At 74.0% G+C, this 15,291-nt stretch carries 15 protein-coding genes and 1 pseudogene; 9 read left to right on the forward strand and 7 right to left on the reverse strand.

Going from position 1 to position 15,291, the window contains the following annotated elements; all coding sequences use genetic code 11:
* Window positions 1-118 precede the first annotated feature (118 nt).
* A complete protein-coding gene (locus ACFXI4_RS00920) occupies window positions 119-379 on the forward strand; it encodes a hypothetical protein (RefSeq protein WP_362715798.1) in 261 nt (86 codons plus the stop codon).
* A gap of 214 nt (window positions 380-593) precedes the next feature.
* On the opposite strand, the gene ACFXI4_RS00925 is transcribed toward ACFXI4_RS00920, so the two are convergent.
* Window positions 594-2,171, reverse strand: coding sequence for a FadD3 family acyl-CoA ligase (locus ACFXI4_RS00925; protein WP_384987410.1), 1,578 nt, complete (start codon window positions 2,169-2,171; stop codon window positions 594-596).
* Window positions 2,172-2,291: 120 nt separating this feature from the next.
* Between ACFXI4_RS00925 and ACFXI4_RS00930 the strand changes: the two genes are divergently transcribed.
* The 3 genes from ACFXI4_RS00930 to ACFXI4_RS00940 are packed head-to-tail and all read left to right on the forward strand — an operon-like array spanning window position 2,292 to window position 4,631.
* The gene (locus tag ACFXI4_RS00930; protein ID WP_384986968.1) at window positions 2,292-3,446 is read left to right on the forward strand and encodes a lipid-transfer protein; all 1,155 of its coding nucleotides are present in this window, start codon (window positions 2,292-2,294) and stop codon (window positions 3,444-3,446) included.
* Between the two features lies 1 nt (window position 3,447).
* Window positions 3,448-3,861 carry a Zn-ribbon domain-containing OB-fold protein gene (locus ACFXI4_RS00935; RefSeq protein ID WP_384986970.1) on the forward strand — a complete coding sequence of 138 codons (414 nt, stop codon included), beginning with the start codon at window positions 3,448-3,450 and terminating at the stop codon, window positions 3,859-3,861.
* Window positions 3,858-4,631: an enoyl-CoA hydratase/isomerase family protein gene (locus ACFXI4_RS00940; protein ID WP_384986972.1), complete on the forward strand. Its 774-nt coding sequence runs from the start codon at window positions 3,858-3,860 to the stop codon at window positions 4,629-4,631. Before ACFXI4_RS00935 ends, ACFXI4_RS00940 begins: the two co-directional genes overlap by 4 nt.
* A 42-nt stretch (window positions 4,632-4,673) precedes the next feature.
* Here the strand turns inward: ACFXI4_RS00940 and ACFXI4_RS00945 are convergent, their stop codons facing one another.
* Both ACFXI4_RS00945 and ACFXI4_RS00950 read right to left on the reverse strand, forming a co-directional pair.
* A complete protein-coding gene (locus tag ACFXI4_RS00945; protein ID WP_384986974.1) occupies window positions 4,674-7,016 on the reverse strand; it encodes a PQQ-binding-like beta-propeller repeat protein in 2,343 nt (780 codons plus the stop codon).
* 199 nt (window positions 7,017-7,215) lie between these two features.
* Window positions 7,216-7,938, reverse strand: coding sequence for a VOC family protein (locus ACFXI4_RS00950; RefSeq protein WP_384986976.1), 723 nt, complete (start codon window positions 7,936-7,938; stop codon window positions 7,216-7,218).
* Window positions 7,939-8,083: 145 nt separating this feature from the next.
* Between ACFXI4_RS00950 and ACFXI4_RS00955 the strand changes: the two genes are divergently transcribed.
* Window positions 8,084-8,731, forward strand: coding sequence for a TetR family transcriptional regulator (locus tag ACFXI4_RS00955; protein WP_384986978.1), 648 nt, complete (start codon window positions 8,084-8,086; stop codon window positions 8,729-8,731).
* A 75-nt stretch (window positions 8,732-8,806) separates the two neighbouring features.
* On the opposite strand, the gene ACFXI4_RS00960 is transcribed toward ACFXI4_RS00955, so the two are convergent.
* Window positions 8,807-9,259: an Lrp/AsnC family transcriptional regulator gene (locus tag ACFXI4_RS00960; RefSeq protein WP_384986980.1), complete on the reverse strand. Its 453-nt coding sequence runs from the start codon at window positions 9,257-9,259 to the stop codon at window positions 8,807-8,809.
* A gap of 82 nt (window positions 9,260-9,341) precedes the next feature.
* On the opposite strand from ACFXI4_RS00960, the pseudogene ACFXI4_RS00965 reads away from it, so the two are divergent.
* Window positions 9,342-9,943, forward strand: a pseudogene (locus ACFXI4_RS00965) (LysE family translocator); the annotation flags it as partial.
* A 71-nt stretch (window positions 9,944-10,014) separates the two neighbouring features.
* On the opposite strand, the gene ACFXI4_RS00970 reads toward ACFXI4_RS00965, so the two are convergent.
* Both ACFXI4_RS00970 and ACFXI4_RS00975 read right to left on the reverse strand, forming a co-directional pair.
* Window positions 10,015-10,479, reverse strand: a complete 465-nt coding sequence (locus ACFXI4_RS00970) for a nitroreductase/quinone reductase family protein (RefSeq protein ID WP_384986982.1) — start codon at window positions 10,477-10,479, stop codon at window positions 10,015-10,017.
* On the reverse strand, window positions 10,476-11,660 hold the full coding sequence (locus ACFXI4_RS00975; protein ID WP_384986984.1) for an acyl-CoA dehydrogenase family protein: 1,185 nt from the start codon (window positions 11,658-11,660) through the stop codon (window positions 10,476-10,478). Before ACFXI4_RS00975 ends, ACFXI4_RS00970 begins: the two co-directional genes overlap by 4 nt.
* Window positions 11,661-11,759: 99 nt before the next feature.
* Here ACFXI4_RS00975 and ACFXI4_RS00980 point away from each other — a divergent pair, with 99 nt between their 5' ends.
* Together ACFXI4_RS00980 and ACFXI4_RS00985 are read left to right on the forward strand one after the other, a co-directional pair.
* The gene (locus ACFXI4_RS00980; protein WP_384986986.1) at window positions 11,760-12,929 is read left to right on the forward strand and encodes an acetyl-CoA acetyltransferase; all 1,170 of its coding nucleotides are present in this window, start codon (window positions 11,760-11,762) and stop codon (window positions 12,927-12,929) included.
* 551 nt (window positions 12,930-13,480) lie between these two features.
* On the forward strand, window positions 13,481-13,990 hold the full coding sequence (locus ACFXI4_RS00985) for an expansin EXLX1 family cellulose-binding protein (protein WP_384986988.1): 510 nt from the start codon (window positions 13,481-13,483) through the stop codon (window positions 13,988-13,990).
* Window positions 13,991-13,998: 8 nt separating this feature from the next.
* On the opposite strand, the gene ACFXI4_RS00990 is transcribed toward ACFXI4_RS00985, so the two are convergent.
* The gene (locus ACFXI4_RS00990; RefSeq protein ID WP_384986990.1) at window positions 13,999-14,466 is read right to left on the reverse strand and encodes a hypothetical protein; all 468 of its coding nucleotides are present in this window, start codon (window positions 14,464-14,466) and stop codon (window positions 13,999-14,001) included.
* A gap of 151 nt (window positions 14,467-14,617) precedes the next feature.
* Here ACFXI4_RS00990 and ACFXI4_RS00995 point away from each other — a divergent pair, with 151 nt between their 5' ends.
* Window positions 14,618-15,289 carry a pyridoxal 5'-phosphate synthase gene (locus ACFXI4_RS00995; RefSeq protein WP_384986992.1) on the forward strand — a complete coding sequence of 224 codons (672 nt, stop codon included), beginning with the start codon at window positions 14,618-14,620 and terminating at the stop codon, window positions 15,287-15,289.
* The last annotated feature ends 2 nt before the right edge of the window (window positions 15,290-15,291 follow it).

Genomic DNA, 15,291 nt, shown 5'->3' on the forward strand with positions numbered 1-15,291 from the left:
CGGTGCGACGGCCGCACCACTAGGGTGAACGGCCGTGCGATGCCCGCCCGGTGACACTCGGGGGAGTGACCGGGCGGGCATCCCCAAACCGAACCTTCCTGTGCTCTAGGAGTCACCCATGGCCGACAACACCGGGACCGTCAAGCCCGACGACTTCCACGCCACGAGCGAGCCGGCCGACGCCGCCTCCGCTCTCATCGTCGACCCGAAGCCGGACTTCGACCCGGCGGCCGCCCCGGCCGCCGCCACGAAGCCGGTCACGGACACCGCGACCGCCCCGGCCGCCGGCGAGGGTGACATCGCCAGCAAGGACTTCCACGCCACGTCGGAGCCCCTGAACTCGCCCGACGACTTCCACGCGACGGACGAGAAGGCCTGATCAGACCACACCCGGACGGGGACGGCCGCGGCGGCGCGGAGGGGAGCCGCCGCGGCCCGCGCGTGTCCGTCGCCGCCGGGGCCCGTCCGGCGGATCAGGTCGCGGGACACCGACGGCGCATCACGTCGACGACCGACGAGAACGCCGCGGGGGTCTCCCCTCCGGGGAGGTCGTGGCAGACCCCGTGTCCGCCGCATGATGCGCCGGACACGGCCTAGGACGGCCGGTGGCCGCGCAGGCCGCCCTTCAGGACCTTGCCGCTCGCGTTGCGAGGGAGTTCGCTCACGAACTCCACCGAGCGGGGCACCTTGTAGTTGGCCATCTCGCGGCGCGCCCAGGCGATCAGGTCGTCCCCGGTGAGCACCGAGCCCCGGCGGCGCACCACGAACGCGCGGCCGACCTCGCCCAGCCGTCCGTCCGGTACGCCGATCACCGCCACGTCCGCCACATCCGGGTGCAGGCCCAGCAGTTGCTCTATCTCCGCCGGGTAGGCGTTGAAGCCGCCGACGATGAACATGTCCTTCAGCCGGTCGGTGATCCGAAGGTTCCCCGCCGGGTCCAGGACGCCGATGTCGCCCGTGCGCAGCCAGCCGTCCGCCGTCAGGGTCCCGGCGGTCGCGGTCGCGTCCTCGTAGTAACCGCGCATCACGTTGAAGCCCCGCACCAGCACCTCGCCCGGTTCGCCCGGCGCCGCGTCCACCCGTACCTCCGTGCCGGGGATCGCCCGCCCGGACGTGGACGCGATCACCGAGGGCGCGTCCGTACGACGGCACATGGTCACGATGCCGCTCGCCTCGGAGAGGCCGTACGCCGTCAGGACCGTCTCGACGCCCAGCTCGCCGCGCAGGCGCTCGACGAGGAGCAGCGGTACGACCGCCGCTCCGGTCACCACCAGCCGCAGCGCCGAGAGGTCATGGGCGTCGCGCGCCGGGTGGTCGAGGAGCGACTGGTGGAGGGTCGGGGGGCCGGGCAGTACCGAGACCCGTTCCGCCGCGACGTTCGCCAGCACCGTCTCCACGTCGAACACCGGCTGCGGGATCATCGTCGCGCCCCGCATCAGGCAGGCGATCACCCCGGCCTTGTAGCCGAACGTGTGGAAGAAGGGGTTCACGATCAGGTACCGGTCGTCCGCACGCAGACCGGCCAGGTCGGCCCACACCTCGTACGCCCGCAGGGTCTGCGCGTGCGTGATCATCGCGCCCTTGGGGCGGCCCGTGGTGCCGGAGGTGAAGACGATGTCGGAGAGCGAGCCGCCGTCCAGCCCGGCTGCCCGGGCCGCCGTCTCCTGCGCCGTCACGCCGTCCCCGGCCGCCAGGAACTCCTTCCAGGTGCGGAAGCCGGCCGGCGCGTCCTCCCCCAGTACCACCACGTCCCGCAGCAGCGGCAGCCCCGGCAGCGGGCCCGGCAAGTCGCCCTGCCCGGCCGCCCTGCGGAGCGACGCCACGTACGACGTCCCGAGGAACGTCCCCGTCACGAACAGCAGGCGCGCCCCGCTGCGGCGCAGCACGTCCGCGGCCTCGGTGCCCTTGAAGCGGGTGTTCAGCGGCACCAGCACCCCGCCCGCGGAGACCGCGCCCAGTGCCGCGACGATCCAGTCCAGGGAGTTGGGCGCCCAGACGGCCACCCGGTCGCCGGCCCCGACGCCGGCCGCCAGGCACGCGGCCGACGCCCGTTCCACCCGGGCGCCCAGCTCCGCATAGGTGACCCGGGTACGGCCGTCCACCACCGCCTCGGTGTCCGCGTACCGCCGGGCCGCCGACCGCACCAGTCCCGGAACGGTCCCCCACTCCATGTCACCGCGCACAACGGCCTCCCCAGGCGAGAGCACAGAACGCATAGCTGACGGTACGTCAGATTAGCTGTAGCCTGACGGACTGTCAGCAGCCCTTCAGCAGCTAGCGGAGGTGTGCACATGGCCGGGATCCGGGACGCCACCGCCATCGTCGGGATCGGACAGACTCTCTTCGCCAGACGGCTCGACGAGGACGAGAAGACCCTCGCCTGCCGTGCCGTCCTCGCCGCCCTCGACGACGCCGGCATCGCCCCCGGCGAGGTCGACGCCCTCGCCTCCTTCACCATGGAGGAGACCGACGAGGTGGAACTGGCCAAGGCGGCCGGGTTCGGGGACCTGACCTTCTTCAGCAAGGTGGGGTACGGGGGCGGGGGCTCCTGTGCGACCGTCGCCCACCTCGCATCCGCCATCGCCTCCGGGCAGGCCTCGGTCGGGGTGGCCTGGCGGTCGCGGAAACGGGGCAGCGGGCCCCGGCCCTGGACCAACACCACCGTCCAGCTGCCCACCCCGGCCCAGTGGACCCGGCCCTTCGGCCTGCTCCGGCCCGCCGACGAGATAGCCATGCTCACCCGCCGCTACATGCACGAGTACGGCGCCACCCGCGACCACCTCTTCAACGTCGCCCTCGCCTGCCGCAACCGCGCCAACCAGAACCCCGCCGCCGTCATGTACGACCGCCCCCTGACCCGCGAGATGTACATGACCTCCCGGTGGATCAGCGAACCTCTCTGCCTCTTCGACAACTGCCTGGAGACGGACGGCGCGCTGGCCTGCGTGGTGGTCAGCCGGGAGCGCGCCCGCGACTGCGCCCGCACACCCGTCTACGTCCACTCCGCCGCCCAGGGCCTGCCCGCCCAGCACCACGGCATGGTCAACTACTGGAACGACGACCCGCTCACCGGCCCCGCCTGGACCGCCGCCCGGCACCTGTGGAAGCACGCGGACTTCACCCCCGAGGACGTCGACGTCGCCCAGATCTACGACGCCTTCAGCGCCCTGATCCCGCTCTCCCTGGAGGGGTACGGCTTCTGCGGCAGAGGGGAAGGCGGCGCCTTCACCGAGCAGGGGGCGCTGGAGATCGGCGGGCGGCTGCCCGTCAACACCGGGGGCGGCGGCCTGAGCGAGGCCTACGTCCACGGGTTCAACCTCATCACCGAAGGCGTCAAACAGCTGCGCGGCACCAGTACCGCCCAGGTCCCCGGCGCCGCCACCTGCCTGGTCACCGCGGGCGAGGGCGTGCCGACCTCCGCCCTCCTCCTCACCAACAGGAGCTGAGATGCTGCGACCGGCCATCGATGCCGACGGCGCCCCTTTCTGGGAGTACGCGGCGCTCGGCGAACTCCGCGTCCAGGCCTGCGCCGACTGCCACGAACCCCGCTTCCCGCCCCGCCCGTGCTGCCCGCACTGCCAGTCCTTCGCGAGCCGGTGGCTGCCGACGAGCGGCCGGGGCCGGATCTGGTCGTACGTCGTCCCGCACCCGCCGCTGCTCCCGGACTACGCGGCCCAGGCCCCGTACAACGTCGTGGTCGTGGAGCTGGCGGACGCACCGCGGATCCGGCTGGTGGGGAACCTGGTCAGCGCGGCGGGGGCACCCCTCGGCTCCTTCCCGCCGGACCGGATCCGGATCGGCGCCCGGGTACAGGCGGTCTTCGCGGACGGTCTTCCGCAGTGGGTCCTGGAGCGGCCGTGAGCCTGCGCCTGGACACGGACAAGGAGACCGGGGTCGCCGTCGTCACCCTCGACCGTCCCGAGCGGCTCAACGCCATCGACCTCGCCACCGCCGCCGAACTCACGTCCACCTGGCGGGCGCTGCGCTTCGACGACGCCGTACGGGCCGTCGTCCTCACCGGCGCCGGCGGACGCGCCTTCAGCACCGGGCTCGACCGGGACGCGGTCGTGCCGCAGCCGTCCTCGCCGTACATGCAGGACGATCCGCTGATCGCCGTCGGCCCGAAGTCGAACGACCTGTGGAAGCCGGTGATCGCCGCCGTGGCCGGGATGGCCTGCGGGGGCGCGTTCTACCTGCTCGGCGAGTCGGACTTCGTCGTCGCCGACGAGACGGCCGTCTTCTTCGACCCGCACACCTCCTACGGCATGGTCAGCGCCTACGAGTCGGTGCTGATGGCGCAGCGGATGCCGTACGGGGAGGTGGCCCGGCTGGTCCTCATGGGCAACGCCGAACGGGTCTCCGCACGGCGGGCCCACGAGGTGGGGCTGGTGTCCGAAGTGACCGAACCGGGGCGGGCCTTGGCGGCGGCCGTACGGTGCGCGACCGTCATCGCCGGGTATCCGGCCGAGGGGGTGCAGGGGAGCGTGCGGGCGCTGTGGGCGGCGAAGGAGGCGGCACGGGAGCGGGGGTACGGGCTGGCGCCGCATCTCATCGCGCTGGGGAACCTGCCGGCCGCCGGCCAGTCCGAACTGTTCGCGAACCGATCCCGGGCCACGCCCCGAATCCGCTGAGACTCCACCGCGGCCCCCACGCACCCGCACCCGCACCCGCACTCACGCCGTACGTGCCGTCCCCGTTCCCTTCTCCGCGTCCAGCGCGTACACGCACCGGTCCTTGCTGCACGCGTACACCACCCCGTCCCGCACCACCGGCGACCCGGTGATCTCACCGCCGGTCGCCAGCTTCCAGCGCAGCCGGCCGTCGTCGGCCTTCAGGGTGTAGAGGAGGTGGTCGGTGGAGCCGAAGTGGATCCGGCCCTCCGCCACCGCCGGCGCGCCCACCACGTCGCCGCCCGCCTGGAAGCGCCACTTGGGCGTTCCGGTCACCGCGTCCAGGGTGTACAGCCCCTTGCCGCTGCCGACGTGCACGTGCCCGGCGGCCACCAGCACCGGCTCGATCGAGGAGCGGGCCTCCGTCGCGATGCGCCAGCGGTCGCGGCCGTCGGTGGCGTCGAGGGCGTACACCGTGCCGAGGTAGTCGGCGAGGTAGACGCCGCCGCCGGTGACCGCGGGGCCGGGCACGAAGGCCGGCGGGGCGAGGAAGACGGCCGGTGCCTCGAAGTGCCAGCGGACACGCCCCGTCGCGGCGTCCAGGGCGATGACGCGGCTGCCCGCCGAGGCGTACACGAAGCCGTCGGGGGCATGGGTGAGGCGGACCGGGACGCCGCCGCAGGAGGCCGCGTCGCCGATGGGGTAGGACCAGCGCTCCTCGCCGGAACGGGCGTCCAGCGCGCGCAGGCGGGCGTCCTGCCAGACGAACACCGTGCCCTCGTGCAGGGACGGCCCGGACTCGGGGGCCTCGAAGTCGGTCTGCGCGCCGGACAGCTCCCAGAGTTTCTGCCCGGTGGAGGCCTCCCAGGCCTGGACGCCGCCACCCCGGGTGCCGGTGACGAGGGTGCCGCGGTCGGCCCTGAGGGCGTACACCCAGGCGTCGGTGGACAGCCGCCACAGGTCGCCGCCCTCGCGGGCCTCCAGCGCGAACAGGGTGGGGCCGTCGGAGGCGTGGATACGGCCCTCGGCCACCGCCATGGACCAGGCGACGTCCCTCGTCTTGAAGCGGCGCCGGCCGGTGGCCACGTCGAGGGCGTGCACCTCGAAGGAGGTGACGTAGACGAGGTCGCCGTCGACGGCCGGGGTGCCCCAGACGTCGTTCGACATCCGGAACCGCCAGGGGCGCCAGCCGGACGCCGTCTCCGGGGGCAGGGCGGGTACCGCCGGTACGACGGGGTCGACGCCGTTGACGCCGGGGCGCGGCCGGGACCAGTTGGCCACCAGGCCGGCCTCCGGCGGGGGCGCCTTGACGGCGGCGGCGCGGGCGTCGGCGACCCGCGGGCCGGGACCGATCGGCACCTTGCCGCCGGCCAGCCGGACCGGGCCGGCGTCGGGGGCGCCGACCGGGACCGGGGCCGGGACGACCGGGTCGTAGGAGGGCGGCGGGGGGACGGCGAGCCGGCCACCGCTGCGGGCGCCGGACGGGGTGGCGGAAGGTTTCACGGCCGGGCGGCCGCCGCGGCGGGACTCGATCAGCGCGACCGCCTTCTCGGGCAGCCACGCGGACGCCGTACCGCTGTCGTCGGAGCCGGAGCCGAAGAGGTGGGGGGCCAGCTGGGCCTGGAGGTCGGCCGGGTTGGGGCGGCCGGTGGCCTCCATCTGCATGCAGGACTCGATGAGGGGGCGCAGTTCCTCGGGAAGACCTTCCAGGTCCGGGCCCTCACGCAGCAGCATGAAGACGGTCTCGACCGGGTTGGCACCGTGGAAGGGCGGGTGGCCGGTGGCGGCGAAGACGAGCATGGAGCCGAGGGAGAAGACGTCGCTCGCGCCGGTCACGGACCGGGAGTCCTTCGCCTGCTCCGGGGACATGTACGCGGGCGTGCCCACCGCGACGTTCGTCATCGTCAAACGGGTGTTCGAGACACCGGAGGCGATACCGAAGTCGATGACCCGGGGGCCGTCCTCGACGACGAGGACGTTGGAGGGCTTGAGGTCCCGGTGGACCAGGCCCGCGCCGTGGATGGACTGGAGCGCCTCCGCGACGCCCGCCGCGAGCCAGCGGACCGCCTGGGCCGGGAGCGGCCCGCAGTCGTTCACTATCTCTTCGAGGGAGGGCGCGGGGACGTACGCGGTCGCCAGCCACGGGACCGCGGCACGCGGGTCGGCGTCGACCACGGCCGCCGTGTAGAAACCGGAGACCGCGCGGGCCGCCTCGACCTCACGGGTGAAGCGGACCCGGAACAGCTGGTCCTCGGCGAGTTCGGTCCGGACCGTCTTGATCGCCACGCGCCGCCCGGACGCCGAACGCGCGAGATAGACCAGCCCCATGCCGCCGGCCCCCAGCCGTCCCAGCACCTCGAACGGCCCGATCCGCCGCGGGTCGTGCTGCGTCAGCTGATCCACCACTTGCCTGCCACCTCCCCGTACGGGCCACGTCCACCCACATATGTACGCGACCCCGTGCAGCGTCTCACCACCGCACCGCCGTGGCGGCACGCACCCCGATTCTTCCTGGCCCGGGCACAGGTTGCGAACCCGGCGACCAATCGGGGTGTCACGTGACAAAGTGAGACATATTTCCACCGAGAGCCGTCCGTTTCCGGCCTCAGCGTTGCAGCAGCGCGAACGTCGCCCCCTGATTGTCGGTCACGACGGCCACTTTTCCGTACGACGTCTCAAAGGGCGGCGCCTGGACCCGGCCGCCCAGCTCCAGAACGGCCCCGACGGCGGCCCCCACGTCCCCGGTGCGGAAGTGGACGACGAACTGCGAGGGCATCCCCGCCGCGAACACCTCGGTGACGGGGGCGCGGCCGACGTCCGGTTCGGCGCCGGCGCCGAACAGGGCGGCGGTGAAGAGGTGGCCGTAGAAGGCGTCGGCCGTGTCGGGGTCGCTGGTGTAGAGCTGCGCCCAGGCGAAGCCGCCGGGGGCGTGCCGGACGCCGAAGCCCGGGTGGCCCGCCGCCTGCCAGAGGCCGAAGACGGCGCCCGTGGGGTCGGCGGCCAGGGCTGCGGTGCCGAGGTCACCGACGGGGACCGGATCGTTCACGATCCGGCCCCCGACGGCCAGGATCCGGCGGGCGAGGTCCCGGACGTCCGGGGTCGCGAAGTACACCGTCCAGACGGTGGGCATCCGGCCGTCCCGCTTCCGCGCCAGCCGGGCGACGGCCACGCCGTCGAGGCGGGCCCACACGGCGCCTCCCCCGGCGTCGTCGAAGGTCCACCCGAAGAGCCCGCCGTAGAACCGCTTGCCCGCCTCGACGTCGGGGAGCTGCACGTCCACCCAGCACGGGACGCCCTCTGTGTATTCGGATGTCCTGTTTTCGGCCATGTCGTCAAAGTAACCGCCCGGCTCGCACCCCGCAGACCAGCCGCACCACCTGGGGCGGCGCCCCTCACCCACCCCCCATACACCCGCGCACCCCATTTGCAGTCGGCCGAATCGCGCTCCGATCACCCCTCGGTAAGCTGACGGCATGACAGGACAAGTGCGTACCGTCGACGGCCGCGTGGCCGGCCGGCGTGGGCAGGCGACCCGGCAGAAGCTGCTCGACTGCCTCAGCGAGATGCTCAGCTCCTCCCCTTACCGGGACGTCAAGGTCATCGATGTCGCCCGGAAGGCGGGCACTTCGCCCGCGACCTTCTACCAGTACTTCCCGGACGTCGAAGGCGCCGTCCTGGAGATCGCCGAGGAAATGGCCACCGAGGGCGGTCAGTTGACCGAGCTGCTGGCCGGGCGCTCCTGGGTCGGCAAGGCCGGCTGGACGACCGCGCAGGAACTCGTCGACGGTTTCCTGGAGTTCTGGCGCAGGAACGACGCGATTCTGCGCGTGGTCGACCTCGGCGCGGCCGAAGGGGACAAACGGTTCTACAAGATCCGTATGAAGATCCTCAACTCGGTGAACAACTCCCTGACCGACTCCATCACGGAGTTGCAGTCCAAGGGCAAGGTCGACAAGGACGTGAACCCGGCGGCCGTGGCCGGTTCACTGGTCGCGATGCTCGCGGCGGTCGCCTCGCACCAGAAGGGCTTCCAGTCCTGGGGCGTGAAGCAGGCCGAACTCAAGCCCAACCTGGCACTGTTGGTACACCTGGGCGTGACCGGGAAGAAGCCCACGAAGTAACCCGCACTCCGGGTCCTGTCTGGCAGGCGGCGGTTCACCGGGGGTGGACCACCGCCTGTTGCGCTACCCGCCCCGTCACGCCGGCAGCGGGCGGTCCCGGACCACGTGCTTCATCACCAGGGTCGAGGTGAGGCGCTGCACGCCCGGCAAGGTCGCGAGCCGTTCGTCGTAGAGCCGCTGGAAGGCGGCGAGGTCGGCGGTGGCCACCCGCAGCAGGTAGTCGGGTTCGCCGAACAGCCGCTGCGCGTCCAGCACATGGGGGATCTCCGCGAGCGCCCGCTCGAAGTCGGCGACCGTGTCCCGGTCCTCCTGCCGCATGGAGACGAAGACCAGCGCCTCGAAGAACAGCCCCACGGACGCCGGGTCCACCATCGCCCGGTACCCGCTGATCGCCCCCGACCGCTCCAGTTCGCGCAGCCGCCGGTGGCACGGCGAGACGCTCAGCCGCACCCGTCCGGCCAGCTCGGTCACGGTCAGCCGCCCGTCCTGCTGAAGCTCGGCAAGAATTTTCCGGTCCACGTCGTCCATGGGGCGGATTCTCCCCCGGAACGGCCGGTACTGAGCACATTACGACACCACTTTCGGGCTGTTCGCGCCTAATGTCCCTGGCATGGACACCGGACCCCTGATCTCCTTCCTCGCCGTGGACCTGTTGCTGGTGTGCGTGCCGGGCGCCGACTGGGCGTTCTGATCGCCGCCGGGACGCGCGGGCGCTCGGTGGGACGGGCGGTGGCCGGCCTGATGGCGGGGTACGCGCTGCACACGGCGCCGGCGGTGGCCGGCCTCGCGGTGCTGGTGGCGGGCTCGCCCGCGCTGCTCACGGCCCTGACGGCGGCCGGCGCCGGCTGTCTGGTCCTGCTGGGCTGGGGCGTACTGCGCCACCCGGCGGTGCCGCGGGAAGCCGGCCCGGGGGCGGACGCCGGAGCGGGCGGCTTCCGGCGGGGCGCGGCGATCAGCGGCCTCAACCCCAAGGCGCTGCTGCTGTATCTCTCCGTACTCCCCCAGTTCCTGGTCACCCGGAAAGACCACCCGCCCGTGGCCCTCCAGACCGCCGTGCTCGGCGGCGTCCACATGGCCTGCTGCACCGCCGTCCACCTGACCGTCGGCGTCCTCGCCCGCCGCCTGCTCTCGGCCCGCCCGACGGCCGCCAGGGCGGTCACCCGCACCTCGGGGGCGGCGATGGTGGGCGTCGGGGCGCTCCTGCTCGCCCAGCACGCTCTGTGGCCACCGCCCGGCAGGCGCTGTGGCCACCGCCCGGCAGGCTCCCTGACCACGCCCGGGGACTACGACCTCGTGAGCCGGAAGATCCGGATCTCCCGGTCCACCCTCTCCTGGTAGGCGGCGTACGGCGGCCAGAACACCAGCAGCAGCCGCCAGGCCTCCGCCCGTTCCGCCCCTTCGAGCAGCCGGGCCGTGACCGGGATGTCCCGCCCCTTCCAGCTGATCCCGGCGGCGGGATGCCCGAGGAGGTTGTACGTCCAGGCGGGATGGCCGGTGCGCCCGAAGTTGGACCCGACGAGGAACCAGCCGTCCCCCTCGGGCATGCACGCCAGCGGCGTACGGCGGGGCCGCCCGCTGCGCGCGCCGGTGGAGGTGAGGATCACCCCGGGCAGCATCCGGGCGCTGAGCAGCACCCGGCCCCCGGTGAGCCGGTGCACGGCCCGGTCCAGGGCGGGAACCACGTGCGGGGCCACCTTGGCGAACGCGCGGGTGGCGGAGACCTTCTGCACCAGCCCTTCGCCGATCACACCGCCACCCCCCGTCCCCCGAACAGCCCCGCCGCGTCGGCGGCCCGCGCGCGCAGCCGGTGGACGGGCCCGAAGAGCAGCTCGTCCCCGGCGGCCCGCTTGAAGAACAGGTGCGCCTCGTGCTCCCAGGTGAACCCGATCCCGCCATGCAGCTGGATCCCCTCCGCGGCGGCCGTCCGCAGCGCCTGGAGCGCCTGGGCGAGGGCCAGTCCGCCGGCCGGCTCCCCCTGGGCGGTCGCCCAGGCCGCGTAGTAGGCGGCCGACCGGGCCGCGCGTACCGCCACGTGCACGTCGGCCAGCCGGTGCTTGACGGCCTGGAACGACCCGATCGGCCGCCCGAACTGCTCCCGCTGCCTGACGTACTCCACGGTCCGCTCCAGCGCCCGGTCCGCGGCCCCCACGGCCTCGCCCGCGAGCACCGCGGCCACGGAGTCGCCGAGGGCGGCGAGCACCGGCCGGACGTCGGTGTCCGCGTCGCCCAGCGGTTCCGCGGTCACGTGGCGCAGCTGGACCCGGGCCTGGGGGCGGGTCGGGTCGAGGGCGGTGCGCCGGGTCCGTACGACGCCGTCGGCGTCCCCCGCCACCAGGAAGAGCAGGACGCGCGAGCGGGCGTACCCGCCGGCGTGCGCGGGGACGAGGAGCAGCCCGGCGCTGTGCCCGTCCAGCACCTGGTCGGCCTCTCCGTACAGCTGCCACCGGTCCCCCCGGTGCCGCGCCTGGACGCCGCCGGCCCGTCCGCCGCCGGCCCAGTCGCCGCTGCCCGTCCCGGTGAGCGCGAGGGCGGTGCCGAGCCGGGTGCCGGGGACGGCCAGGGCGGCGGTGAGCCGGCCGTCGGCGATCCTCGGGAGCAGTTCGGCGCGCTGGGTGTCGGTGCCGAGGGCGAGCAGCAGCGGGGCGGCGAGGACGGCGGTGGCGAGGAAGGGGGAAGGGGCCAGAACGCGCCCCAACTCCTCTGCGGCGAGTGCGACTTCCGTGCCGGAGCAGCCCGCTCCGCCGTAGGCGGCGGGCAACGCGAGTCCGGGCAGGCCGAGTTGTTCGCCGAGAGCGGTCCACAGGGCGGGGTCGTGTCCCTCCGGCCGGTCGACGGCGGCCCGTACGTCCTCCGTCCCGCAGCGCTTGCGGAGCAGTTCACGCAGGGCGCGCCGGATCTCGTCCTGCTCGTCGGTGAAGCGGGCGTCCATGACCGGACCTCCTGACGATCTGACGGCCCGTCATGCTAGGGGCAGTGGACGCAGATGCACAGGGGTGAAGGGACGCTGATCTGATGTACCGTCAGATTCATGACCGGACCCCGCAAGGTCGCCGTGGTCGGCGTGGCCCTGTCCGACTGCGGCCGCGTGGACGACGCCACCGCCTACGCCCTGCACGCCCAGGCGGCCCGCCGCGCGCTCGCCGACGCGGGGCTGGGCCGGGAGGTGGTCGACGGCTTCGCGTCGGCGGGCCTGGGCACGCTGGCCCCGGTGGAGGTGGCCGAGTACCTGGGCCTGCGGCCCACCTGGGCCGACTCCACCTCGGTCGGCGGCTCGACCTGGGAGGTCATGGCGGCCCACGCGGCGGACGCGATCGCGGCCGGCCATGCCAACGCCGTCCTGCTCGTGTACGGCTCGACGGCCCGCGCCGACATCAAGGCGGGCCGCAGGACCGGCAACCTGTCCTTCGGCGGCGGGGGCCCCCTCCAGTTCGAGGTCCCCTACGGCCACACGCTCATCGCCAAGTACGCGATGGCGGCCCGCCGTCACATGATCGAACACGGCACCACGATCGAGCAGCTGGCGGAGGTGGCCGTCCAGGCACGGGCGAACGCGGCCCTCAACCCGGAGGCGATGTTCCGCACCCCCGTCACCGTCGACGAGGTCCTGTCCGGCCCGATGATCGCCGACCCCTTCACCAAGCTGCACTGCTGCATCCGCTCCGACGGCGGCGCGGCGGTGCTGCTGGCGGCCGAGGAGTACGTACGGGACTGCCGTACCGCGCCGGTCTGGGTGCTCGGCACGGGCGAGTGCGTCTCGCACGCCGCCATGTCGGAGTGGGCCGACTTCACGGTGTCCCCGGCGGCGGTGAGCGGCCGACTGGCCTTCCGGCGGGCGGGCGTCCGGCCGGCGGAGGTGGACTTCGCGGAGATCTACGACGCCTTCACCTACATGACGCTGGTCACGCTGGAGGACCTCGGCTTCTGTGCCAAGGGCGAGGGCGGGGCGTTCGTGGAGAAGGGGCGGCTGCGGGTGGCGGGCGGCGGGCTTCCGGTGAACACGGACGGGGGCGGCCTTTCCGCCCAACACCCCGGGATGCGCGGGCTGTTCCTGCTGGTGGAAGCGGTACGGCAACTGCGCGGCGAGGCCGGTGACCGGCAGGTGCGCCGGGCGGACGGAGGGCTGCCGGAGCTGGGGGTGGCGTCGGGGACGGGCGGCTGGTTCTGCTCCTCGGGGACGGTGGTGCTGGGACGGGGGTGACACCGGGGGCGGGGAAGGACGGCGGCAACCTTCCGGGCCGTGGCGGCGACCGGGTGCCGGAAGCTTCGACGTTCGCAGGCATCGGAAGCGGACGTCCGAAGGACCTGCACCGCCGAACCGCGTAAGGATCGCTCCGTGGTCTCCTCCTCACGTCGCCGACGCCCGCGTACGGAGCGTGCGTCCGCTCGGCGCCCGGTCCGCGGGCCGCTGCTCGCGGTGGCCGCCGTCGCCGCCGTCGCCCTGGTGGCCACCCTGGTCGTGGCCTTCCGCCCCGGCGGCGCGCCCGGCACCGGGCGGGACGCCGCGGACCGGGCGGTGTCCGCGGCCTCGGCCTCGTCGTCCTCCTCGCCGGAGGCCGCGGGAAGCGCGACGGCGACGGCATCGCCGGCGCCCGCGAAGGGGGCCTCGGCGAAGCCCGCGGCGGGCGCACGGGCCACGCCGACGAGATCCGCTGCCGCCGCCCCGGCCCGGCGCACGGCGACCGGCACCGCCCCCGCGACGGCCGGATCCGCCCCGGTGCCTCCTACCAGGGGGTCGCCACCTCCTACGACGTGGGCGACGGCGCCTGCTCGTTCGGCCCGACCGACGACGTGCTGACCGCGGCGATGAACACCGCGGACTACGAGACGGCGCAGGCGTGCGGCGCGTACGTCTCGGTCCGCGCGGCGGGCGGCACATCCGTCACCGTACGCATCACCAACGAATGCCCCGCACCCTGCGCGCCGCTCTCGGCGGGCCGGGTCGCGATCACCTGGAGGCTGCTGAGCCCGGCCGCCTCCGACACGGTCGGGATCCGCTGCAGGACGGGCTCCACCCGCTACTGGTGCGGGATCCAGGCGATCGGTCACCGCAACCCGCCGGTCCGCCTGGAGGTCCGCAGCGGCGGCGGCCGGCTGGCGCTGAGCCGCACCGAGTACAACTACTTCCTCTCCGAACAGGGCGCCGGCTGCGGCGGCGAACTCCGGCTCACCGACATCTACGGCGAACCGCTCACCGTGCCCGCCCTCCCGGTGCGCCCGGACACGGTCCAGCGGACCGGGGTCCAGTTCGCCCGGCGCTGAGGGGCGCCTCAGCCGCGCACCGGCACGATCCGGTGGCCGCGGCGCGGGCCCGGGGTGTCGACGAGGCTGACGCCGACGTGGTTGCGGGCGATCACCCAGGCCACGGGGGCGGCGATCAGGGCGAGGACGGCCGCGGCCACGCTGACCGGGAGGAGCAGGGGCGGCGACTGCCCGGCCGGGAGGGCCCGGGCGCCCTCGTGGAGGGCGTAGGCCAGCGAGGCGGCGCACAGCGCCAGCGCGAGCACGAAGACCGCGGCCCAGGTCAGGCGGACCCGCCGGGTACGGACGTGGTCGCGGACCTCGGCGAGCAGCGCGGCCGAGCAGACCGGGCACTCCAGCTCGACCCGGTCCCGGCCCACCGCCGGCCGGACCAGCCGGAAGTCACGCGCGGCCCAGGTGACGGTCCGCGCCGTGGGCCGCCCGCCGTCGCCGAGCACATGACGTACGCCCACTCTCACGGTCCTGGGTCCCCTCATGCCGGACAGTGTGGGGCCGGGGCACAGGTATGCGCAGGGATTCGCTCGGTTGTGCCCGGGAGTCCGGGCTCCGGGTACCTCCGGGCACGCCGGGCCGTCCCCCGACGTGCCGCCGGGGCGGCCGGGCGCGGCCCCGAGTGATACTCGGCACATGGCAGCAACGGATCTCCACGCGCTCCTGAAGTCGCTCCGGGTCTGGTCCCCCGAGACCACGGAGCTACGGCCGTTCGACCCCGCGTCGGCACCCGACGCTCCGCTCTCCCTGTTCACCACGTGGTTCGCGGAGGCGGTGGCGGCCGGGCAGCCGGAGCCGCACACCGTGTCGCTGGCGACGGCGGACGAAGAGGGCCGGGCCGACGTACGGATCGTGATGCTGCACGGCGCGGACCCGGACGGCTGGTCCTTCGCGTCGCACCTGACCAGCCGCAAGGGGCATCAGCTCAGCGACCGCCCGTACGCGGCGCTGGCCTTCTACTGGCCGGTGCTGGGCCGCCAGGTCCGGCTGCGCGGGCCGGTCACCGCGGCCCCGTGGGAGGAGGGCCAGGCGGACCTGCACGCCCGCTCGACGGGCGCGCTCGCGGCGGCGCTCACCGGCCGGCAGAGCGGGGTCCTGTCCTCGCTGGAGGAGTTGCGCGAGGAGTCGGAGGCGGCCTGGGAGCGGGCCCGCGCCGACCCGGCCGCCCCCTCCCCCACCTGGACCCTCTACCGGCTGCGTCCGCAGGAGGCCGAGTTCTTCCAGGGCGACCCGGAACGCCGGCACGTCCGGCTCCGGTACACCGGCCAGGGCGACGGAACGTGGCGGCGGCAACTGCTGTGGCCGTGAGC

Source organism: Streptomyces sp. NPDC059224 (genome assembly GCF_042754285.1).
Classification (GTDB): domain Bacteria; phylum Actinomycetota; class Actinomycetes; order Streptomycetales; family Streptomycetaceae; genus Streptomyces.